20 protein-coding genes are annotated in these 21,287 nt (G+C 69.9%); 12 read left to right on the top strand and 8 right to left on the bottom strand.

From position 1 onward, the window contains the following. The coding region (locus tag VIG79_RS00185) for an SDR family NAD(P)-dependent oxidoreductase (protein ID WP_331880583.1) at positions 1–313 on the bottom strand (313 nt) is incomplete at its 3' end. A 240-nt stretch (positions 314–553) separates the two neighbouring features. Further along, positions 554–2,638 (bottom strand): MDR family MFS transporter, encoded by a 2,085-nt coding sequence (locus tag VIG79_RS00180; RefSeq protein WP_331880581.1) that lies wholly within the window; start codon positions 2,636–2,638, stop codon positions 554–556. Between the two features lie 750 nt (positions 2,639–3,388). On the opposite strand from VIG79_RS00180, the gene VIG79_RS00175 reads away from it, so the two are divergent. The 3 genes from VIG79_RS00175 (at position 3,389) to VIG79_RS00165 (ending at position 5,672) form a co-directional block, all read left to right on the top strand. Beyond that, positions 3,389–3,796 carry a hypothetical protein gene (locus VIG79_RS00175; protein WP_331880579.1) on the top strand — a complete coding sequence of 136 codons (408 nt, stop codon included), beginning with the start codon at positions 3,389–3,391 and terminating at the stop codon, positions 3,794–3,796. 23 nt (positions 3,797–3,819) lie between these two features. Continuing rightward, the gene (locus VIG79_RS00170; RefSeq protein ID WP_331880577.1) at positions 3,820–4,998 is read left to right on the top strand and encodes a cation:proton antiporter; all 1,179 of its coding nucleotides are present in this window, start codon (positions 3,820–3,822) and stop codon (positions 4,996–4,998) included. A gap of 269 nt (positions 4,999–5,267) precedes the next feature. After that, positions 5,268–5,672, top strand: coding sequence for a hypothetical protein (locus tag VIG79_RS00165; protein ID WP_331880575.1), 405 nt, complete (start codon positions 5,268–5,270; stop codon positions 5,670–5,672). A gap of 289 nt (positions 5,673–5,961) precedes the next feature. On the opposite strand, the gene VIG79_RS00160 is transcribed toward VIG79_RS00165, so the two are convergent. After that, positions 5,962–6,543 (bottom strand): dihydrofolate reductase family protein, encoded by a 582-nt coding sequence (locus tag VIG79_RS00160; protein WP_331880572.1) that lies wholly within the window; start codon positions 6,541–6,543, stop codon positions 5,962–5,964. 103 nt (positions 6,544–6,646) lie between these two features. On the opposite strand from VIG79_RS00160, the gene VIG79_RS00155 reads away from it, so the two are divergent. After that, entirely contained in the window at positions 6,647–7,618 is a 972-nt protein-coding gene (locus VIG79_RS00155) for an NAD(P)-dependent alcohol dehydrogenase (protein WP_331880570.1), read from the top strand. A 569-nt stretch (positions 7,619–8,187) separates the two neighbouring features. Here the strand turns inward: VIG79_RS00155 and VIG79_RS00150 are convergent. The 3 genes from VIG79_RS00150 to VIG79_RS00140 form a co-directional block, all read right to left on the bottom strand. Then, positions 8,188–8,889, bottom strand: coding sequence for a phage tail protein (locus VIG79_RS00150; protein WP_331880568.1), 702 nt, complete (start codon positions 8,887–8,889; stop codon positions 8,188–8,190). A 182-nt stretch (positions 8,890–9,071) separates the two neighbouring features. Next, positions 9,072–9,551 carry a cupin domain-containing protein gene (locus VIG79_RS00145; protein ID WP_331880566.1) on the bottom strand — a complete coding sequence of 160 codons (480 nt, stop codon included), beginning with the start codon at positions 9,549–9,551 and terminating at the stop codon, positions 9,072–9,074. A gap of 76 nt (positions 9,552–9,627) precedes the next feature. Then, a complete protein-coding gene (locus VIG79_RS00140) occupies positions 9,628–10,944 on the bottom strand; it encodes a YbiU family protein (protein ID WP_331880564.1) in 1,317 nt (438 codons plus the stop codon). Between the two features lie 88 nt (positions 10,945–11,032). On the opposite strand from VIG79_RS00140, the gene VIG79_RS00135 reads away from it, so the two are divergent. From VIG79_RS00135 to VIG79_RS00125, 3 genes are all read left to right on the top strand, one after another. Next, positions 11,033–12,175, top strand: a complete 1,143-nt coding sequence (locus VIG79_RS00135; RefSeq protein ID WP_331880563.1) for an ROK family transcriptional regulator — start codon at positions 11,033–11,035, stop codon at positions 12,173–12,175. A gap of 116 nt (positions 12,176–12,291) precedes the next feature. Further along, the gene (locus VIG79_RS00130) at positions 12,292–12,642 is read left to right on the top strand and encodes a VOC family protein (protein WP_331880562.1); all 351 of its coding nucleotides are present in this window, start codon (positions 12,292–12,294) and stop codon (positions 12,640–12,642) included. 77 nt (positions 12,643–12,719) lie between these two features. Continuing rightward, positions 12,720–13,640 carry an LLM class flavin-dependent oxidoreductase gene (locus VIG79_RS00125; RefSeq protein ID WP_331880559.1) on the top strand — a complete coding sequence of 307 codons (921 nt, stop codon included), beginning with the start codon at positions 12,720–12,722 and terminating at the stop codon, positions 13,638–13,640. 15 nt (positions 13,641–13,655) lie between these two features. Here the strand turns inward: VIG79_RS00125 and VIG79_RS00120 are convergent, their stop codons facing one another. Next, positions 13,656–15,389, bottom strand: a complete 1,734-nt coding sequence (locus tag VIG79_RS00120) for an ABC transporter substrate-binding protein (protein WP_331880556.1) — start codon at positions 15,387–15,389, stop codon at positions 13,656–13,658. Between the two features lie 208 nt (positions 15,390–15,597). On the opposite strand from VIG79_RS00120, the gene VIG79_RS00115 reads away from it, so the two are divergent. The 4 genes from VIG79_RS00115 (at position 15,598) to VIG79_RS00100 (ending at position 19,503) form a co-directional block, all read left to right on the top strand. Continuing rightward, complete coding sequence (locus VIG79_RS00115) at positions 15,598–16,632, top strand: winged helix-turn-helix domain-containing protein (protein WP_331880553.1); 1,035 nt, start codon at positions 15,598–15,600, stop codon at positions 16,630–16,632. A 357-nt stretch (positions 16,633–16,989) separates the two neighbouring features. Then, a complete protein-coding gene (locus VIG79_RS00110) occupies positions 16,990–17,670 on the top strand; it encodes a hypothetical protein (RefSeq protein ID WP_331880550.1) in 681 nt (226 codons plus the stop codon). A 149-nt stretch (positions 17,671–17,819) separates the two neighbouring features. Continuing rightward, positions 17,820–18,533: a VOC family protein gene (locus VIG79_RS00105; protein ID WP_331880547.1), complete on the top strand. Its 714-nt coding sequence runs from the start codon at positions 17,820–17,822 to the stop codon at positions 18,531–18,533. Positions 18,534–18,576: 43 nt separating this feature from the next. Further along, the gene (locus VIG79_RS00100) at positions 18,577–19,503 is read left to right on the top strand and encodes an oxidoreductase (RefSeq protein WP_331880544.1); all 927 of its coding nucleotides are present in this window, start codon (positions 18,577–18,579) and stop codon (positions 19,501–19,503) included. A gap of 323 nt (positions 19,504–19,826) precedes the next feature. Here the strand turns inward: VIG79_RS00100 and VIG79_RS00095 are convergent, their stop codons facing one another. Next, the gene (locus VIG79_RS00095; RefSeq protein WP_331880541.1) at positions 19,827–20,417 is read right to left on the bottom strand and encodes a YceI family protein; all 591 of its coding nucleotides are present in this window, start codon (positions 20,415–20,417) and stop codon (positions 19,827–19,829) included. A 164-nt stretch (positions 20,418–20,581) separates the two neighbouring features. Between VIG79_RS00095 and VIG79_RS00090 the strand changes: the two genes are divergently transcribed. Then, a complete protein-coding gene (locus VIG79_RS00090; RefSeq protein ID WP_331880538.1) occupies positions 20,582–21,256 on the top strand; it encodes a nucleoside/nucleotide kinase family protein in 675 nt (224 codons plus the stop codon). Positions 21,257–21,287 lie beyond the last annotated feature (31 nt).

The following is a 21,287-nucleotide window of genomic DNA, read 5'->3' as shown; positions in this document are numbered from 1 at the left end:
ACAGCGTCCCGCCGACATTGTTGGAGAAGTACTCAAGCGGGCGGGCCACCGACTCACCCACCGCCTTCAGCCCGGCGAAGTGGACCACCGCGCCGACCCCGTTGGCCAGGACCGATTCGACCAGGCCCTGGTCGCGGATGTCCCCCTGCACGAACTGCGCTGGCCGGCCGGTGAGCTCGCCCACCCGGCGCAGGCTCTCCGGCGAGGAGTTGACCAGGCTGTCCAGGGCGACGACCTCGTGGCCGTGCTCGAGCAGGACGAGCGCCGTGTGTGAGCCGATGTACCCGGTGCCACCGGTGAGCAGGACCTTCATAGCCCAACCCTTGCATCTCCCGGTCGGATTGATCTGCTCAGGTCCAGCCCCTCTCGTCCTTCGAAGCTGTCTTGCTCGCATTCCCGCGCAACACGGTTTTGGCCCGTGTGCTCACCCATGTGGTGGTCGCAGCAGACTCGTCGAGGGATTCCGAACGTCATCGAACAGCGATGCCAACACCTGCGTCCCCCAGGACGTGACCGTCGTCGGACGGCCTCGTCGTCTCTTCCGTCGTGGTGGCTACGGCTGCCCGGGGATGGCGGCGATGGCGTAACCGTCGCCGTGGCGATGACGACCGACGTACTGGCCGAGGACCTGGCCGTGCACAACGACGTCCCAGGCGATGCGCCCGACCTCCTCGCGTTCGGGCGCGCTGAGGGATCGGTCGTACTCGTCCTCGATCTCGGCGACCAGACCGGTGCGCACGGTCGCGGCCAGGCGCAGGAACGCAGTCTGCCCGGCGGGGGTGAGCGTCAGTCCCTCGTCGGTGCCGGCGATCAGGTCGCGCTCCAGTGCACTGGCCAACGCTGGACGCAGCACCGCGACGGGAAGGCGGTGCTCACGGGCGATGACGGCCGGGGTGACGTCGGTGTCGTGGCGCAGCCGGTGGACCGCGACCTCAGCCACGGCCCACACTCGGGCGATCGCCGGCTCGGGCGTGTCGTCCAGGCGCAGCACGCGCCGCAGGATGCCGTTGTCCTGGCGCTGACGTACCACGTTGACCAGCTGGGCCTCCAGCTGCCCGGCGGACGTGCGGGAGTCCGGCATCCCGAAGCCGCGGCCGACGTCCCCGGCATCCTTGCTGACCAGCCCACGCAGCGGCACCTGGCGGAGGAAGCACGCCAGCACCATCGCCACCAGTGCCAGCGGCACCGCGGTAAGGAAGACGGTCTGGAAGGACTCCGCGAAGGCGTGTCGGATGACCGACTGCTGGGTCGCGGACAACGCATCTAGCGCCGCTGGCGTGGCAACCGCGCTCGCCGGGACCCCAGCGGTGGCCAGCGCGGGCGGCAGGTGCTCGGACAGCGCGCTGGTGTACACGCTGCCCATCACCGCCGCACCGAAGGTGCTGCCCATCGTGCGGAAGAAGCTGACCGCCGAGGTGGCCACCCCCAGGTCGGCGTAGTCGACGGTGTTCTGCACGATCAGGACCAGGATCTGCATCGCCAGCCCGATCCCGACACCGAGGACGACCATGGCCAGCGAGGTCTGCCAGACCGTGGACGTCTCGTCGAGCCGGGACAACAGGAACGACCCGACCGCCATCACCGTGCCACCCACGATCGGGAACACCTTGTACTTGCCGGTCCGTCCCACCATCGACCCGGCGAACACCGACGCGACCAGTAGCCCCACCACCATCGGGAAGGTCCGGATCCCGGACTCAGTGGCCGACACCCCCAGGCAGTACTGCAGGTATGTCGGCAGGTAGGTCATCGTGCCCATCAGGGCGAACCCGACGACGAAGCTGAGGATGCAGCTCAGCGCGAACACATTGCCCCGGAACAGCCGCAACGGGATCAGCGGACTGACCGCCCGCGCCTCGATCAGCACGAACAGGAGCAGCGCGACGGCGCCGCCGGCGAACAGCCCCAGGATGGTCGGTGAACCCCAGTCGTACTGGGTGCCGCCCCAGGTGGTGGCCAGGATCAGCATCGTCGAGGCCGCCGAGATCGCCGCGATCCCCAGGTAGTCGATCACTGGCCGGGTCTGCGCCTTGACTGTCGGCAGCACCCGCACCGCCGCCACCAGGACCACCGCGGCGATCGGGACGTTGACGTAGAACACCCAGCGCCAGCTCAGGTGGTCGGTGAACAGGCCGCCGAGGAACGGGCCCACCACCGTCGCCACCCCGAAGACCGCGCCCATCGCGCCCTGGTATTTGCCTCGCTCCCGGATCGGGATGATGTCGGCGATCATCGCGGTCGCGGTGACCGTCAACCCACCGCCTCCCAGGCCTTGGATCGCGCGGCTGGCGATCAGCCACGTCATCGACGTGCTGGCCCCGGCCAGCGCCGACCCGGCCACAAAGATGACCACGGCGGTGATGAACACCGCCTTGCGGCCGAACAAGTCGCCCAGCTTGCCGCCCAGGGCAGTGGCGATGGTCTGGGTCAGCATGTATGCCGTGACCACCCACGACAGGTGCTCGGCCCCGCCCAGCTCACCGACGATCGTCGGGAGCGCGGTGGCCACGATCGTGCCGTCGAGCGCCGCCAGCAACATCCCTGAGGCGATCACCGCGAACGCCACGTTGCGACGCGACGCGGACAGCTCGGGCGGCCCAGCGGTCTCAGCCCGCCGGCCCATCGTCACAGCGGACATCGTCACTCCCTGAGGTCATCGGACGGAATGCTATGAACAGTAGGACGGGATGCCCTCGGCGCTGTGTGCCCGATGCTGCGTGTCCCTCGTCAGCCGACAGACCGGCTCAACGCGTAGCAAACATCCACTCCCTGCGGCACGCCGCAATCACCAACGTCCTCGACGACGGCGTTCCACCACGCGACGCTCGAAGAGCCATCCATCGCCATCGACGGAGGTGTCGGACTTTCGTAGGGATCGAGAGCCGCAGCCGCAGCCGCAGCAGCAGCAGCAGCGGACGCGCGGCTCGCGGATCGCTTCCTGATCGACAAGGCTGGGGGCTCGCGCCTCCTGACGTGATGCCGCTACCGGGTACCGTGATGACGGAACCTGGCGTCCGAAACGCTTGCCGGCCTTGCGCTGCTTTCCACTACTGGGCTTCCCACGGAAAGCGTGCGGATGAGAAACGGTACTTTGGACAATTCGATCAGGAGGGTCCCCACCCTGTGCTGCAGTCAGTCGACGGGTACTGGATTTCCGCCCGAGTCTTCACCGGTGAGTTCTCGAATTCGTGTTTCCACTTCTTCCCGCACGACGGTTGTCGACGATCTGTCCAGGCCTCCCACGCCGCTCCCGTCGCGGCTGAGTTGACGCAGGGCACAACGTGCGGGGGACAGGGGTCTCTGCAGAGGCCGGTCGGGATGGGCGGGCCAGCGTCGGGACATTTTGAGGAGCCGCTTCGAGGAGGGGGTCGGGTCCTAGGCTGTGGTGATGCCGAAGCCGAAGAGGGCGCCGCAACCGGCGCCGGCGGTCGCGTGGCTGGCGGCGCCGCAGCCGCATGATTTCCCGGCGGCGGCCGCCTATCTCACTCTGCTTGCTCCTGACGAGCAGGTGTCGACTCTGATCGAGGCTCTTCACACTGCGCCTACGACCCGGCACAAGGCGAAGGACCTGTTGCGCGCTTCCAGGCTGCCGTTGCTGGACATGCAGAACGTGCACGTCGGCAGCGACCTGGCGAAGATCGCAGCGGGTCAGCCACTTTCACCTGTTCTGCTGGTGCGAGGCGACCTGCTGTCGGGTACGCCGCTGCACATCGCCGATGGCTACCACCGAGTGTGCGCCAGCTACCACACCGACGAGAACACCGACATTCCGTGCCGCCTGGTCCGAGCGCGGTGACTCTCGGCACGCTGGCTCTCATCGTGGCGGTCGGGCTGGCCGGGCCACTGCTGGCCTGGTCGGAACGGCTCCGGATCCCGGTTGTCGTCGGCGAGCTGATGGCCGGTGTGCTGGTGGGCCGCACGGGACTGCAGCTGATCGACGCCGACGGGTCGACCTTCATGTTCCTGGCCGATATCGGTTTCGCGATGGTCATGTTCATCGCCGGAACCCACGTGCCGATCCGCGACCGTAGCCTGATGACCGGACTGCCCCGCGCCGTGCTGCGGGTGGGCGTGGTCACGGTGGCTGCCGCCGGGCTCGGGCCACTGGTCGGCTGGGCGTTTGGGACTGGCCACGGACTTCTGTACGCGGTGTTGTTCGCCTCGTCCTCAGCGGCCATCATCTTGCCGGTCGTTGATGCGCAGCAGCTCGCCGGGCCGGCCGTGCTGCAGTTGCTGCCCCAAGTCGCGCTCGCCGACGCGGCTTGCATCGTCGCGCTGCCACTGGTCATCGACCCGACGCACGCCGGTCGGGCCGCGGTCGGCGCCGTTGTGGTGCTCGCTGCGGCCGGAGTCGCATTCGTGGTGCTGCGGGTTTCGGAACGGCGAGGGTGGCGCCTGCTGGCGCACCGCAAGTCCGAACGACGGGGCTTCGCACTTGAGCTGCGGATTAGCCTGCTCATGCTTCTGCTGCTCGCCGCCCTGGCTCAGCAGGTACACGTGTCGATCATGCTGGCGGGGTTCTCCCTGGGGCTGGCGGTGGCAGCCATCGGGCCGCCGCGACGCCTGGCCCGGCAGCTCTTCGGGGTGTCGGAAGGACTGTTCGCGCCGCTGTTCTTCATCTGGCTGGGTGCCTCGCTCGACCTGCGCGAGCTCGGCCAGCACCCCTCGATGATCCTGCTCGGAGTGGTTCTGGCCGCCGCCGCCGGCGTAGCCCACGCGGTCACGGCCCTCACGGGTGCGCCGATACCGATTGCGGTGCTCGGCGCAGCGCAGCTTGGTGTGCCAGTCGCTGCCGCGACGCTCGGCGCCCAACTGCAGCTGCTACGCCCCGGCGAGTCGGCCGCCCTCCTGCTCGGCGCGCTGCTGACCATCGCAGCGGCGAGCGGCGCAGCGCGGGCGTGGTCGGCACGAACCCCGTCACCGGCTTCGGACGCCGGGTCGCTGTCGACCGACGCGAACCACCAGCCGAAGCCGATTCCCGGGAGTGCCACCGGCTAGATCATCCGCGACCGTCAGCGACCGCAACCACGGGCCGCCTCGGCCAGGATTTCAGTCGGCCGACGCGTCCTGGCCGATCTCGGTCTACAACAGGGACGACTACGTCCAGCTAGGCGGTCCGGGGCGTGGTCCGCCTCTACCGGCCACGTCCGGAGATCCTCCACGGTTCGTGGACCTTCCTCGGCCACATGGACAACGTATCCGCCCACTGGGGCTTGGCCAGCGCCGCGGGATGTACTCGCAGCCGCGTAAGGGTGTATGAGGTATCGGTGAACCCCGACCCGATCCGCTCCGTCGGCAGCCTTGTCGATACCTTCGCCGCCCGATGGCTCGAGCTGACCGACCCCGCTGTCGGCGACGCCTTGCTGGCCGACCCGATCCTCGTCCTGGGCCCGTCCGGAACCACCGCCGTCCCACGCGCGGCCTTCCTCGGCGCGATCGCGTCGCGCGCTCAGGCGGTCGATGACCTCACGGACACCTCGACAACCCTCGCCGGCTCCACGGCGGTGGCTCTCGGTGATCAGATGGTGCTCGCCACCATCCGGTGGACGTTCCACCACGGCGAGGCGACGCGCGAGCTGGTCAGCGACTTTCTCCTCGAGCGCGAGGAGGGTGGCTCGCTGCGGTGCGTGGCCTACCTGCCTCGCACCAACGTCATGACCGGCTTGGGTTGAGGCCACGGCCCGCTCGTCGTCGGGCGTCTCACGGCCGCCCGACGACGGGATTCCCCGGACGCTGCCGGAAGGACACGGTCGCTACGCGGCGGAGTGCAGCGCCTCCAGGACTGCGGCATCTGCCCAGAGTTGGATGTGGCGACATGACGTGCGGGTTCGCTGCAGATCAGACGGTCAACGGTTCCAATCCCGGCGGGCGCAACCGGTGTTGACACAGGCGAACTGACCCGGGTCGATGCGATGCCGCGAGGGTCTTGTTCTTCCACGAGACCGCCCGCCCGTCTCCAGGTCAGTGGAGGGTCGGACGGTAGATGAGCTCCTGCGTGCGCCCGTCGAACGTTCGGCTCTCCAGCAGCTCGAGGTCGAAGTCGGCGGCACCGGCGAAGATGGGATCGTCACCGGTCTGACCGCTGATGACCGGAAAGATGGTCACCTGTAGTCGATCGACCAGACCCGCGGCCATCAGTGCCCGGTTCATCGACAGGCTGCCGTGCGACCGCAGCGGCACGGCGGACTCGGCCTTGAGCCGGGCGACGACGTCGACGGCGTCCCCGCTGACCAGGGTCGGATCGGGCCAGTCGAGTGGTCCTTCGAGTGTCGTCGACACCACGGTTGTCGGCATGGACCTCATCCGGGCGTTGACGGGGTCGAGATCCTCCAGCCTTGAGGCGCTGGGGCCGATCAGCTGTGCGAACTGCCGGAAGGTGTTCGCGCCGAGGATCATCCGCTGGTCATCCTCGAGCACCTCGGACCGGCGGGCGACCAGCTCTGGGCCTTCTTTGCTCCAGTAGCCGCCCCAGTCCCCGCCGCTCACATAGGAGCCGAAACCGTCGAGGGTGCAGAAGACGTCGAACGTGTAGGTGGCGGTCATGCCGTGCTCCTTCGATGAGTAGGTATGAGTAGGACTGCGACCGGCCGCGAAAACCATCGCCGTGGGCGGGAATCGGTTGCTGCTCGATGGCTAGGGTGCAGGCATGCGGGCGGCGGTGCACACCCGGTACGGGCCGCCCGACGTGGTGCGGGTGATGGAGGTGACGACGCCCGCGGTCCAGGACCGCGAGGTGCTGGTCAAGGTTCATGCGACGACGGTGAACCGCACCGACTGCGGGTTCCGGGGTGGTACGCCACGCTTCACCAGGGTTCTCACCGGGCTGCCGCGGCCACGGGTGACCGTCCTGGGCAACGAGTTCGCCGGACAGGTCGAGGAGGTCGGCCCGGAAGTGACGCGCTTCGCGGTCGGTGACCGGGTGTTCGGTTATGACGACACCGCCTGCGGCGCTCACGCGGAGTACTTGGCCATCGGGGAGGACGCCTCGCTGGCCCTCATTCCGTCGACCCTGACCTACGTGCAGGCCGCCCCGGCTATGGAGGGCTCGCACTACGCATTGGCCTGCATACGTAAGGCGAAGATCGTCGCCGGACAGCGGGTCCTGGTCAACGGGTCCACCGGGGCCATCGGGTCCGCGGCGGTGCAGCTGCTCGCCAGCAGTGGGGTCCAGGTGACCGCAGTATGCGGCGGGGCGCAGCGTGCACTGGTGCAGGCGTTAGGGGCTGAACGAGTCATCGATCGCGACGTCGAGGACTTCACCCAGGACGACCAGCGCTACGACGTGATCTTCGACGCGGTCGGGAAGAGCTCGTTCGGCCGCTGCCGGCGGTTGCTGAACCCCGACGGGGTGTTCCTCTGGACGGATCTCGGCCCGGGCGGCCAGAACCCGGTCCTGTCGCTCGTCACTCCTTGGCTCCCTGGCCGTTCCGTCCTCTTCGGCTTCCCGCGACACGACCAGGCGATGGTCAACGAGTTCAGGGACCTGATGGAGTTCGGACAGTTTCGTCCGGTCATCGACCGCAGCTATCCGTTGGCGGAGATCGTCGACGCATACCGCTACGTCGAGACGGGTCAGAAGATCGGCAACGTCGTGATCACCGTGGAACCGCCGGACTGACCCGCACCGACACCGCATCGGTGAGATCGGCGGATGGCTAGCATGCGAACGAGATCGGCGGTCCCCGCCGTGCGGCAAGGACAGATCATGTCTGCCGAGCCGACGGGCGCGACGGGGGAGTCGGGGGAGTCGGGGGAGTCGGGGAAGTCGGGCGTCGGGACGGGCGCCAAGCCGGGCCGGACCGGTCACGGAGTCCTCGACCAGCTCGGTGAGGCGATGGAGCCCTTTGTACGGCTTCCGGTCGCTCGACGGGTTCAATCAGAAGTTCCGACCACGGCACGAGCCGCTGTATCTCGTTTCCCCGACGTGGCGGCGTTGCCGCGCATCGGCCTCGCGCTCACGACCGCGTACCTGCCGAGCGCGACCCTTCGTGATCTTGCGAAGGCCGGACTGAGCGCCGGACGGGTCGACTCTTCCTGAGCGGACCATGAGGGCGCTGGTGATGACCATGTCCTTGACCCGGTCGACCGCCAGGACGCCGCCGTGCTCGTCGTGATCGTTCGTACTCGGTCGCACGATCCTCGACGTGACTCACGAGACGGCGGGTCGTCCAGGTGTGGCCGCGGCGGTCAACCCTGGGTCGGCGGATCCGGCGGGGGGAGAACGAGGACCGGGCGGTCGGACCGCGCGAGCCGGTCCGCCACGACGTCGAGCTCGGTGACCTGGTAGCGGTCGTGGGAGTCCTGGACGTCGGTGCGGCGCGTGAACAACGCATCGGCCTCGTCGAACAGCAGGATCGACTCGGCCGACGCGGCCTCGGCCAGCAGATCTTCGAGCCTCTTCTCGGTCTCCTCGAGCCGGCCGGTCAGCAAGTCGGCCAGGCGGACATGCCGAACCTCGGCGCCGCGCTCGACGGCCCATCGCTTGGCGAGCTCGTCCACGGGCGGCGTGATGCGCTCCCAGCGGTTCACCGACAGAGTGAGGGACTCGACCACCGCGCCGGTCTCCGGGTCAGCGGCGACGTCGTAGTCGCATACCCAGCACTCGTGCAGGACGTAGGTGACGGCGAGGTTGTCGGAGGCGTCCGTGAACCGCAGCTGGACCTCCTTCTTCAGGCCTGGGCCGGTCGCCCAGACGTCGAAGGAGAGGTCGGCGCTGACGCCGCGGTGCAGCGTCACCGGAACGGTGTCCGTGCGACCGGGGAGCTTGTAGACCCCTCCCACTCCGTCCCGGTACGTGGTGACGTCCGTGGTGCTCCCGAGTGGCGACACGCTCGTCACCTCCGGGATCGCCTGGCCGTCCCACCACACCTCGAGCTGGAAGCTGCGCACCGCCTGATCGTCCCTGCCCGTGGCCCCGGCGGCAACACTCGCGCCCGCTGGTTGTGAGGGGGCGCGAGTCCGGTGCAGCCTTGTCGTCTTGACGGAACCGCTCGGTGTGACGTTGCCAAGGCCTCAAGTCAGGTCGGGGAAGCCTCATACGGCCCCTGAGGTGGTTCGGGAGGCCCGCGAGATCAGCCGCGAAGGTCGAAGCGGCTGATGACGCCACTCAGCCACGGCACGTCGACGAAGCTGAGGCCGTACTCGTCCGCGAGACGCGCGCCGCGCTCCGGGTCGGGATCACCCTGCTCGAGCAGGTCGACGACATCGCGGAAGAACAGCTCGAAGCCGGCCGGACTGATCACCTCGATCATCCGGGCGGGCTCCGGTCCGGCGTTCCACATGGCGTGGGCCTCGCCGCGCGGCTTGGTGATGTAGCCCCCGGGGCCCAGCACGGCCTCTCGGTCACCCGACCGGAACCCGATCAGACCCTCGGTGACGATGGAGTACTCGTCCTCACGGGTATGCACGTGCGGTGGCACCAGCGCGCCCGGCGGGAAGCCGTGTTCGACGACCGCCAACGCGCCGCCGGTGTCGGCGCCGAACAGCTTGAAGTCCACGGTGATCGAGCCGAGGTCGCCGCTCCGGCCCTCACCCGGGCGGACGACGGTCAACGGAGGAGGGTCCGGTCCGGGCATGTCCCCAGAGTGCACCGAGTCTCATGTTGGGACAACCCGATTCACCCCGGGGTCAGTCGAGGCCGAGCCCCCTGCGCCCGACGACGTTGAGCTCATCGGCGGTGAACCGGCCCACCCACTCGCGCTCGTAGTCCTCCGCGGGGAAGTCGCTCGGGCTCGAGCCGCTGGCGAACGCCTCCCGAACGCTGGCGCTGTACTCCTCGTTGCGGGGGCACCAGGGCGCCGCCGGGATGTAGATCACGTTGCCCCAGCCCTGCTGGTCGGTGACGGGGGCGACGCTGTGGATCATGTCGCAGTGCCACCACACCGAGTCGCCCGCCTTGACGTCCGGGATTCCGGCGGAGGCGCGCAGCAGGAGCGAGTGCCACTTCTCGCTGGCCGGGAAGGTTTGGTTGGTGGTGACTCCGCACATGTCGTCGTCGGCGACGTCGGCGAGGAGCGGACGCAGCATCAGGTAGCCCATGGCCTCGGGGATCGGCACGGTATGCAGGACGCCCTGGTCGTGGTCCATGTCCGAGAGCGCGGTCCAGCCCTGGAACGTGCGAAACGCCGAGCACATGGTCGTGCCCGGGTACTGCGGCCCCGCGGTCCGGTACGCCGCGTCCCACGGGTCGTACTGCTCGACGCTGCCGTCGAAGAGATGGCGGAACGCCTTCTGGTAGGCCTGCGTCATCCAGAGGTCGAGGGTGCCCGGGTCCAGGTGGGTACCCAGGCCTCCGGAGTCGGCGCCTGGGGGTCGGCGGCGGATGCGGTCGGGGTAGAGGGAGTCGCGCTCGGGGTCGAACCACTGGACGCCCTCCGAGCTGCTCTTCCACTGGGCGTTGAGGAAGGACTGGACGCGAGCCATCCGGCCGTGCTGCCGGGCCTCCATCTGGGCGTGCGACCAGTAGATCGGGTAGATCTCCGGTTTCGAGCCGACGCTGCCGAAGAAGTCGTCGGCCGGCCCCTGGTACGTCTCGAAGAAGCGGTTGCGGTCGACGTAGTCGACGATGTCCCGGTCCCAGCCGAGTGCGTGCTCGCGGGGGAAGTGACCGCGGACCACGAGGCAACCCCGGCGCTGTAGCAGCGCCAGGTCCGCCGCGCTGACCCGGCCGGACTCGATGTCGGCGTAGTCGACGACGGGCCAGGCGTTCTCGCCGTTGCGCAGGGCCGCCTCGATCTCCTCGACCCGCTGCGTGACGCGCTCCTCCATCACCGCGAAGACCTGCTCCACGCTCCGGCCGGAGGCCTCGATGCGCCGGCGCAGCGCGGACTTGATCGTCCGGGTCGCGGCCTTGAGGTCCTCGGGGGTGCTCTCCCAGGTCGGCAACGGCGGCAGCTCTCGGGGTGCCTCGTCACGCTGCTGGACCATCTCTTCGACCATCGTCATCGTGCCCGCTCCTAATAAGAAGGATTCCTTACTAGAACTGTAGCGGCAACCCGAGTCTTTAGGCAAGGACCCTAACTAGACTTCGGCCATGACCTCCACGAAGCCGTCCTTGCAGCTGCTCTCGTCGCTGACCGACGAGCACGTGTTGCGGGCGCTCATGGCTCACGAGCGCCTGACCCGCGCCGAGCTCGCCACGGAGACCGGGATCTCACGGCCGACCATCTCCGAGAGCGTTCGCCGTCTCGATGCGGCCCACCTCGTACGCGACACCGGGGCCCGCACCACGGGCCGTGGGCGGGTCGGCTCCTACTACGCCCTCGCCCCTGACCTCGGCGGTGCCCTGGTGGTGGGCATCGCGCCGGAAGGCGTCGTGGCGGAGGTCGTCGACGTGCGGGGTGCGGTGGTCGGCCGGAGTGTGCGACCGGTACCCCACACCACCCGGTCGGGGCGCGTGCGGCGAGCCCTGGACGCCGCCGTCGCCGAGGCCCGCGACGAGTCGACGGTTCCGGTGGTCCTGTCGGTGGTCAGCGCGGCGGACCCCGTGGACCGGGAGTCCGGGCGGCTGATCCACCTTCCCGACGCGCCGTTCCTGGTCGGCGACCTGGACCCGGTCTCGGTCCTGAGGCCACACGTGTCGGGGCCGGTCATCGTGGACAACGACGTCAACTGGGCCGCGAGGGCGGAGTCCGCGTCGGCCGGCCCCGGGGAGCTCGACGACTTCGCGTACGTCCATCTCGGCGAGGGTCTCGGATGCGCCGTCGTCAGCGACGGGGAGGTTCGCCGCGGCCACCATGGGCTGACCGGTGAGATCACCCACGTGCTGACCACGGGTCCCGGCGGCCGGTCCGTCCCGCTGACCGACGTGTTCGAGCTCGTGGGTATGCGGACCGCGGGGACCAGCGCTGTGGACGTGTCCGCCCTCCTGTCGCGGGTCGACACTGGTGGTGCTTCTGCTCGTCGGCTGTGCGAGATCCTCGGTGCGGCGGTGAGTGGTGTCCTGGCGGCTGTCGTCGCCTTCGCCGACCCGCGGGTCATCGTGGTCGGCGGCGGGTGGGGGACCCATCCTCAGGTCCTGTCTGCGGTCGAGAAGTCCTTCGCCCGGTTACCCCGACGGGCGCCGGTCCGGGCGGCGAGGGTGACCGACGAGCCGGCCCTCGCCGGTGCGCGCCGGCAGGCCCTCCTCGGGCTGCAGGACCAGGTCGTCGCGCGGGTCCACGACGTCGCGGGATGACGATCGGCTCCCTGTCGCTGTCGATCTGGGGATCTGGCGTGCGTTGTCCGGGTAAGGCGCATAGCCGCCCGTCATCCCACCGGCCTGCCGCCGGTGCCCACTGGAGGAGCCCAGCCATGACCCACCCCGTCGTCCACGCCGAGATCCGGTCCGCCGATCCCGACGCCACCCGCCAGTTCTTCGCCGACCTGTTCGGCTGGAAGGTCGCGTCCGAGGGCGCCTTCCCCGGCTACACCTTCATCGACACCGGCGCGGAGGGCGGCACCTACGTCGCCATCAGCCCCCGGCAGAGCACCGAGGACGAGGTGCTGTTCTTCGTTGCCGTCGAGGACGTGGCCGCGACGCTGGCCAAGGCCGAAGGGCTGGGCGGCAGCATCGTTCAACCGGTCCAGCACGTGACCGGCACCAGCTTCGGCGTCTTCGCCGACGACCAGGGCCACCGGATCGGCGTCGCTGCCAACGGCTGACGCCGCACCCGCGTCGGAGCCGCCCGGGCCAGACGGTTTGATGGCCTCATGACGGCTCCGACCGGTCCCTTCGCCCGATGAGCCGACCACTGCGCGTCGGGGTCCAGCTGCCCGAGGTCGAGCGCCGGGTCGAGTGGCCAGAGCTGCTGAGGATGGCGAGGACCGCGGAGGACGCCGGCCTCGACTCGCTCTGGCTCGGGGACCACCTGCTGTACGACCTGCCGGGCGGCGTCACCCGTGGGCCGTGGGAGGTCTGGACCTCGCTGGCCGCCCTCGCCGCGGTCACCACGCGCGTGGAGCTCGGCCCGTTCGTCGCGTCGACGGGTTTCCACGCCCCACCGATGCTGGCCAAGATGGCCGCCACCGTCGACGCGATCTCGGGTGGTCGGCTGCTGCTCGGGCTGGGCGCAGGCTGGAACGAGCGCGAGTACACCGCGTTCGGCTTCCCCTTCGACCACCGCATCTCGCGGTTCGAGGAGGCCTTCACGGTCATCCGGACACTTCTGCGCGAGGGCCGCATCGACGTCCACGGCGGTTACTACGACATCGCCGACTGCGTCCTCGACCCGGGACCGGCCCGTCCCGGCGGGCCGCCGATCATGCTCGGCTCGACCGGCCCGCGGATGATGCGGATCGGGCTCCCACACGCGGACCTGTGGAATGTGTGGTGGAGCGACTACGGCAACTCCCCGGCCGAGTTCGGGGTGCTGCGGGAGCGGGTCGAGATCGCCGCGGCGGAGGCCGGACGGGCGCCCGGCGAGGTGGGGGCGACGGCTGCGGTCCTCGTCCAGCTCGAGGGCGGCGTGGGGAGGGTAATGGGCGACTCGAGCTACGGGTCCGCCGTGACGCCGGTCCCCGGGGAGCCGGCCGCGATCGCCGACCACCTACAGGCGATGGCGGCGGCCGGCGCCGTCCACGTCCAGCTGGTTCTCGACCCGATCACCGTGGACAGCATCGCCACGGTTGCGGAGGCCGTGGCGATGCTGGATCAGGGATGACGGTTCGGGTCGCGCCTACTGGACGGCGATCGTCGCGAGGTCGGGGAAGCCGCCGAACAGCTGGTTCTCCGAGTACCCCTTGATGTTGGAGCCGTGGACATAGGTGAACTTCTGGCTGGTCAGCGGGACGACGGCCCCGTCCTTGCTGATCTGCTGGTCGACCCCGCTCCACGCCTTCTCACGGGCGGCGGTGTCGGGGATCAGGTAGGCCGCGTCGATCGCCGCGTTCACGGCGTCGCCGTTGTACCAGCCGTAGTCCTGGTTGGAACTGGTCGGCGTCAGGTTGATCCGGCCGTCGAACAGCGGTGGCAGGACCGTCGACCCGGACGGCCAGTCGGCGCCCCAGCTGGCCCAGAAGGCGTCCTTCGACTTCTGCGCGATGCCCGAGATGGTCCGGTAGTAGCCGGAGCTGGCGACGCCGTCGAGGGTGACGTTGAAGCCGGCCTGGTCCCAGGTCTGCTTCAGGGCGGCGAGCGACGCGTCGCGGGTGGCTGTCTTGCGGTAGACCACGGTGATGTTGACCGGGAGGGTCTTCCCGGCGTCCTGCAGGACCTTCTTCGCCGCGGCCGCGTCACCGGACGTGGGAGCGCCGAACGGGTTGAAGTCCTTGCTGTAGCAGGGCAGCGCCGGGTTGCAGACGGAGTAGCTCGGCGTCATGACCTGCTTGCCGCCGTTGGCGGTGACGTAGGCGTCCCGGTTGGTCGCCATGGCGAAGGCCTGGCGGACCTTGGGGTCCTTCATGGCCTCCGACGTGACGTTCGGCTGGATGTAGTCCACGAACGGCGCTGCGGGGTTCGTCGCCCGCTGAGCCGCCGACGGGTTCGAGACGATCTGCGGGAGGATGGACGCCGGTGCCGTCACGAACGTGATGGCGTTCTTGTCCTCGCCGCCGTCGGCCAGCAGCCGCTGGTAGATCTGCTCGCTCTGGATGCCCTCGATGTCGACGATCTTGTCCGGCAACGCCTTCCGGATCGGGTCCGTCTTTGCGTCCCAGCTGGGGTTCCGCACCCAGGTCCCGCCCTTGTTCGGGTCGAAGGTGCCGTCGAGCTGGTACGGCCCGTCGCTGAAGACATCGAACAGCGACTTGTCGCCCTTGTCCTTGTCCTTGCGGACCGGTGAGTATGCGGCGAGCGAGGCCACCGCGTAGTTGAAGTCGGCCCACGGCTTCTTGAAGTGCAGCGTCAGGGTCTGGCCGGCGCAGGTGATCGCCTTGTCGAAGTCCGCCTGGCCGGTGCCCTTGTACGGGCCCTTGTATGCCGGTGAGCCGTCGGCGCCGCTCGGGACGTCGAGGAAGTTGAGGATGTAGGTCGGCCCGTTGGAGATGACGTCGGTCGCGAAGGTTCGCGAGATGCCGTACTTGACGTCGTCGCAGGTGACCTTCTGACCGTCCTGCCACGTCGCGGTGTCGACCATCGTGAAGGTCCACGTCTTCCCGCCGTCGGACATCTGGCCGGTGTCGGTGGCCAGGTCCGGGATGAGCTTGGCGTTGTCCCCGACCGAGTAGGTCACCAGGCTGCGCGCATACACGCGCGAGGCGAACTCGAGGTCGGCGCCGACGTAGCTCGCCTGCGGGTCGAGCCCGTTGTGCGGCCCCGTGTTGATGACGTAGAGGGTCCCGCCCTTCTGCCCGGCGGCCTGCGCGCTGCCGGCAGTGGACGTACCTCCTCCTGACCCGCCCCCGCAGGCCGTCAGCGTCACGCATACCGCAGCCGTCAACAGCAGCCCGACCCTTGTCCTGGACACCACCATGATCCCTCACTCCTCGCTCGATCACCCCGGCACTGGACCCGTCCCGAACTTCCCCGCGGGACCGGTCGCCGACTCGGCGTCCAACAGGGTGCGCTCCGAGGTGCCACGGGTGACAACGATTTCGGTGTCGCCGAATCGAGGATGGAATCGTCGCGGCGCGCGACCATGGACGGTATGGACCTCGGGTCGACCTGGTGAGGGGGCGCCGGTGATCACCTATGTGCTGAGCACGGACGTACTGGGGAGCACGCGGTTCACGTTCTCGCCGCTGGCCGAGGCGACGCTGAGTCTGCGGCTGCTGAGCTGCCCGCACCCGAACCACATCCATGGCCCGTGGCTGCGCGAGGCGAGAGGCCGTCTCGACGGGGTCGACCTGCCGCTGCTCATGGCGGTCACCCCGCCGGGGAAGTGGATCGTCAGCTGTCTGGTCCCGCCGTCGCCCGGCCCGCAGGTCACCATCGAGGAGCAGCTGCGTGGGCTGACGCAGGTCTCGCCGGACGAGCTGAGGAAGGACCTCGACGAGATCTGGCAGGACGAGCCGTCGCAGCCGCGCCGAGTCCAGGAGCTGATCGCCGCCGGCGCTCGCGGCCCCGGGCTGCTCGCCGAGGCCATGTGGGAGTACTGGGACGCGGCCATCGAACCGTTCTGGACGCGGATGTGCGCGGTGCTGGAGGACGACGTCTCCTACCGCGTCGCCGCCCAGATGAACGGCGGCCTGTATGCGTTGCTGCAGGACCTGCACCCTGAGGTGAGCCTGGAGGGCAACCTGCTCAAGGTGGACAAGCCGCACCACGCGAGCTCCACCTACGAGGCCCACGTCATGACCCTGACCCCGTCGGTCTTCGCGTGGCCCGGGCTGGTCCTGGACGACGGGCAAGGCGACCGGTTCGGCCTGACCTACGCGGCTCGGGGCGTGGCCCGGGTCTGGGAGGGGCTCAGCGTCATGGACCGGAACGACGACGACCCGCTCGCGGCGCTGCTCGGCCGGACCCGCGCCGCGATCCTCGAGCTCACGGCGGTCCCGCTCTCGACCACCCAGATCGCGCGCGAGCTGGGGCAGAGCCCGGGGTCGGTCAACCAGCACCTCTCGGTGCTGCGGGGGAGCGGGCTCGTCACCAGCCGTCGGTCCGGCCGGTCCGTCCTCTACCGGCAGACGCCGCTGGCCCAGTCGATGATCGCGGCGCAGCAGGTCGCCCGCCACGGAGCGGCCGGGACGCTACCCCCGACCCGGCTGCAACGCTGAGCGATTGCGGCAGGTTCCGCGCCGCTGTGAGTTTCGGCAGAAGTGCCTGAGCCCCCTTGTCCGGCAACGGACCGCTGGCACGGTGCAAGGCGGGTCAGCGCTGACGGCAGCGCCGGTCCCCCTCGGACGGCTGTCGACGTGGCGAACCTTAGGGGTGGGAATGAGCTACCAGGACTACCTGCGCAGCGACGCGGCGAACCTCGGCGTGGAGAAGGTGCTGAGCTCCTCCCCGGACGTCCTGCTCGGCGTCGACGGTGCGGCGGTGCACGCCCTGTCCGGCCTGTCCGGCCTGTCCGGCCTGGGATCGCCACCGTCTTCGACCTCGCCGGCTCGTCGACGTTCGCCGCGGCGGCCGCCGTGCTCGGGGCTGGGCGCGAGGCACCGGGGTTCGGCCCCGACATCGCCGCCATCCAAGCCGGCTCACGCGCCCAGGCCGACAACACCACGCCCTCCGGTCTCGCCGCCCCGATCGTCGCCTTCAGCAACCCGCCGGCCCTGCCCGACCCGGCCGGCCTGTCCAGCACTCTGACTGCTCTCACGAACGGAGCCGTGTTCCGTGACGTGAACGGCTCGGCCACAGCTCAAGCCCTGGCCCTTGCCGCCCTGAGCGGCGCCGGCGCCGGGGCGACCGCCGCGGGACAGCAAGGCGTGGCCAACACGGCGATGGCCGAACAGAAGGACATCGAGATGGCCAAGATCGCGGCGGGCGTCCTGACCGGTGGCATGGCCGGGTCAGGTGCCACCACGGTCAGCGAAAAGGGGGTCAGCACCAACGAGGGCGGGTCGCTCGACGAGCGGGCGGCATCCGACGGGGCCGCGGGGGGCACGGCGGACGGACCCGTGGGCGGCACGCCCGACGGCACCCCCGACGGCACCGAGTCGCACGAGGCGAAGGCAGCCGAAGGCCCGACCGGTGAGGCGCTCAAGCTCCTCGCGAGGGCCACCGACCCGGCGAGGACGTCAACCGATCCGAACGTCGCACCGACGCCCACGACCGGCGACGGGGTGAGCCCCGTCGAGCGCGTCCGGCACCGGTAGCACGCAGGGCTCGAGTACACCCGAGCGGGAGTAGCGGCCCCGCGGGGTTGAACGCCGGCATCCGACCGACCTGCTGAACCGACCCGGACGGCGCCGACTCTCGGCCGCCGTCGGCCACCGCTGTCGGAGGCTCCGTGCACGATGTCGCCATGACGCAGATCGCCCAGCTGGACATCGCCATCTTCGACGCCCCGGACATCGACCGGGTCGGGTCGTTCTACGCGGAGCTGACCGGGTGGGAGGTCGTGCGCTCCAACGCGGACCGGTTCGGGTTGCGGACCCCGAACGGGCAGGAGGTCGAGTTCCAGCGCGCCCCCGACCATGTCGCTCCGCAGTGGCCGGGCCAGGAGCGCCCGCAGCAGTTCCATCTCGACCTGCAGATCGACGACCACCAGGCGGCGGCCGAGCGGGCGGTCACCCTGGGCGCGACCAGGCTCTCCGACGGCGCGAGCTGGGTCACTCTGACCGATCCGGCCGGCCACCCCTTCGACCTCTGCCAGGCCGACGGTGTCGGGCCGGTCATGAACCTCTTCGCGGTCACCATCGACGCCCCGGACGCGTCCGCGCTGGCCCACTTCTACGCCGACCTCACTGGCGGGGAGGTCACCTACGACGGCGCCGAGGGTGCCCTCATCGTGGCCGACGGCCGCAGCGTGATGTTCCAGCAGGTCGGCGACTTCACCCCACCCCGGTGGCCCGATCCGGCGTACCCGCAGCAGGCCCACCTCGACCTGCTGGTCCGCGACCTCGACGCCGCCGAGCCGGTGGTGGTCGAGCGCGGGGCGACCCGTTTGGAGGGCGGTGGCGAGCGCTTCCGCGTCTTCGCCGACCCGGCCGGTCACCCGTTCTGCCTCGTCGCCTGACCTGGACGGGCGGCGTCCAGGAGGGCGGACTAGCGTCGAAACGGTGACCAAGACCACCGAGACCAGCCTGACCCCCGCCGGCGAAGCCGGCACGTTCCCGCTCGGCGGGCTGACGGTTCGGCGCCTGGGCTACGGCGCGATGCAGCTGCCCGGGCCCGGCGTCATCGGCCCACCGCGCGACCACGACGAGGCGGTCCGGGTTCTGCGCCGGGCCGTCGAGCTCGGCGTCGACCACATCGACACCGCCCAGTTCTACGGACCGGACGTCGCCAACGCGCTCATCCGCGAGGCGCTTCACCCCTACGCCGACGACCTCGCGCTCGTCTCGAAGGTGGGCGCTCGCCGCGACGCCAGCGGTCGGTGGACCGTCGCCCAGCGACCCGACCAGCTGCGCGAGGACGTGGAGGCGAACCTGCGCAGCCTCGGCACCGATCGCGTCGCCGCCGTGAACCTGCGTCGCATGGACACCCACCCCGACACGCGGCCGGCCGACGTGGTGCCGCTGGAGGCCCAGCTCGCCGAGATGGTCGCCCTGCGCGACGAGGGGAAGGTCGGCGGGGTCGGCGTCTCGACCGTGACGCTCGCCCAGGTGGACACCGCCATCGAGCAGGCTGGGATCGTCTGCGTGCAGAACGCCTACAGCCTGCTCGACCAGAGCGACACACCGGTCCTCGAGCGCTGCGCCGAGGCCGGCGTCGCCTACGTCCCCTACTTCCCGCTCGGTTCCGCGTTCGCGCACATCGCCAGCGTCACGGACCACCCACCGGTGGTGGCCCTCGCCGCCGAGCGTGGCGTGACGCCGGCGCAGGTCGGACTGGCCTGGCTGCTGGCCCGGTCGCCCAACGTCCTGCTCATCCCCGGGACATCGTCGGTGGCGCACCTGGAGCAGAACGTGGCCGCGGCCGACCTCCGCCTGAGCGACGACGACGTCGCCCGGCTGGAGCTGCCGAGCCCCGACCGCCCGGACTGACCGGCGCGTTCACCCCACCGGAATAAGGTTCCGACCCGCATACCCGAGTCTGGTGCGAAGGGTCGGACCCCGAGGACAAGGGCCTTGCCGAGATCCTCGCGGCGCCGCCGTCGGCGCTGGCCGCTCTCACGGCGGCCGACGACGCCGCCCTTAAGGAGCACCTCGGCATCGACACGATCGGCGAGCTCGGCTCCAACCAGTACTTCGCGCCGGCCGGCGTCCTCGTCGCGCCGGCCAACAAGGAGGGCTGACCGACCGCCGTCCGTCGGACGATCACAAGGGCCGCCCCCCGGTGGGGAGCGGCCCTCGTGCGTGGTGAGGCGTCAGACGGGCTGACGGATCGCCGAGACGTCGAACTCCAGGGTGACCTTCTCGGAGACGAGGACGCCACCGGTCTCGAGCGCGGCGTTGAAGGCGAGGCCCCAGTCGCCGCGGTTGATGGTGACCGAACCCTCGAAGCCGGCGCGCAGGTTGCCGAACGGGTCCTTCGCGGTGCCGGTCTCCTCGAAGAGGACGGTGACCGGCTTGGTCACGGCGTTGATGGTGAGGTCGCCGGTGATGCTCCAGTCGGTGCCGTCGCGCTGGACGTCGGTCGAGACGAAGCGGATCTCCGGGTAGTTCTCGATGTCGAAGAAGTCGGGCGTCTTGAGGTGGCCGTCGCGCTGCGCCTGGCCGGTCGTGACACTAGCGGCCTGGATGGTGACCTCGACGGTCGAGCTCGCGGGGTTCTCGGCGTCGACGTGGGCGGTGCCCACGAACTCGTCGAACTGGCCGCGGACCTTGGTGACCATCGCGTGACGGGCGGAGAACCCGATCCGGGTGTGGGCCGGGTCGAGGACGTAGTCACCCGAGACGTTGGAGGCGGCCGGGGCTTCCTCGGCCAGGGCGGACGACGTACGGTTGAACAGAGCCATCGGAATGGGTCCTTTCGGGTGGGTTTCGAGGTCTTGTTGAAGTTTCAACTAACGTAGCGCTCAATCCATTCCCGACGCAATTCGTGGTGGTCGGAAACCGATGTGGGCTGCGTCACGTCGTGGCTCCGACCTCCTCCGGGCCCGTCGTTCACGACAATGCGGGTATGCCGCGCTCACGCCTGCTCTCGCCACCGGACCTCGAGGTGCTGGTCCAGCGGGTGACGAGGTTGCTTGACGGGGCCGGTGCGGACGGTCGGGTCACCATCGGGGTCGCCGGCGCGCCCGGCGCCGGCAAGACGACGCTCGCCGAGGACCTCGTCGACGCGCTCGCGACCCGGCTGGGCGCCGGGGCTGTCGCCCATCTCCCGATGGACGGGTACCACCTCGCCGATGTGCAGCTCGACGCCCTCGGTCTGCGCGACCGCAAGGGGGCGCCGGAGACCTTCGACGGGCACGGCTTCCTCGCGACGATGGGCCGGCTCCGCTCCGGCGACCCCGCGACGGTCTACGTCCCCGGCTTCGAGCGGGTCCTCGAGCAGCCGGTCGCCGCGGCGATCGCCATCCCCGCGTCGGCGCGCGTCATCGTCAGCGAGGGCAACTACCTGCTGCTGGAGGACGACCCCTGGCCCCGGGTCCGGGCTCTGTTCGCCGAGGTGTGGTTCGTCGACATCACGGACCGGGAGCGGGTCCGCCGGCTGGTGGCGCGGCATACCGAGTTCGGCAAGGACGCGGACGCCGCGCAGGACTGGGCCCTCGGCCCGGACCAGGCCAACGCCGAGCGCGTCCTGGCGACCCGGGCCCGGGCCGACCTCGTGGTCGTCGCTCCTGAACCGGCGTAGTCGCTGTTAGCCGGGCGGAAACGACACCTTT

Origin of the sequence: Lapillicoccus sp. (genome assembly GCF_036559105.1) — a bacterium.
Lineage (GTDB): Bacteria > Actinomycetota > Actinomycetes > Actinomycetales > Dermatophilaceae > Lapillicoccus.
Note: the sequence above shows the minus strand (reverse complement) of the source record. Positions and strands in the feature narration are given on the sequence as shown.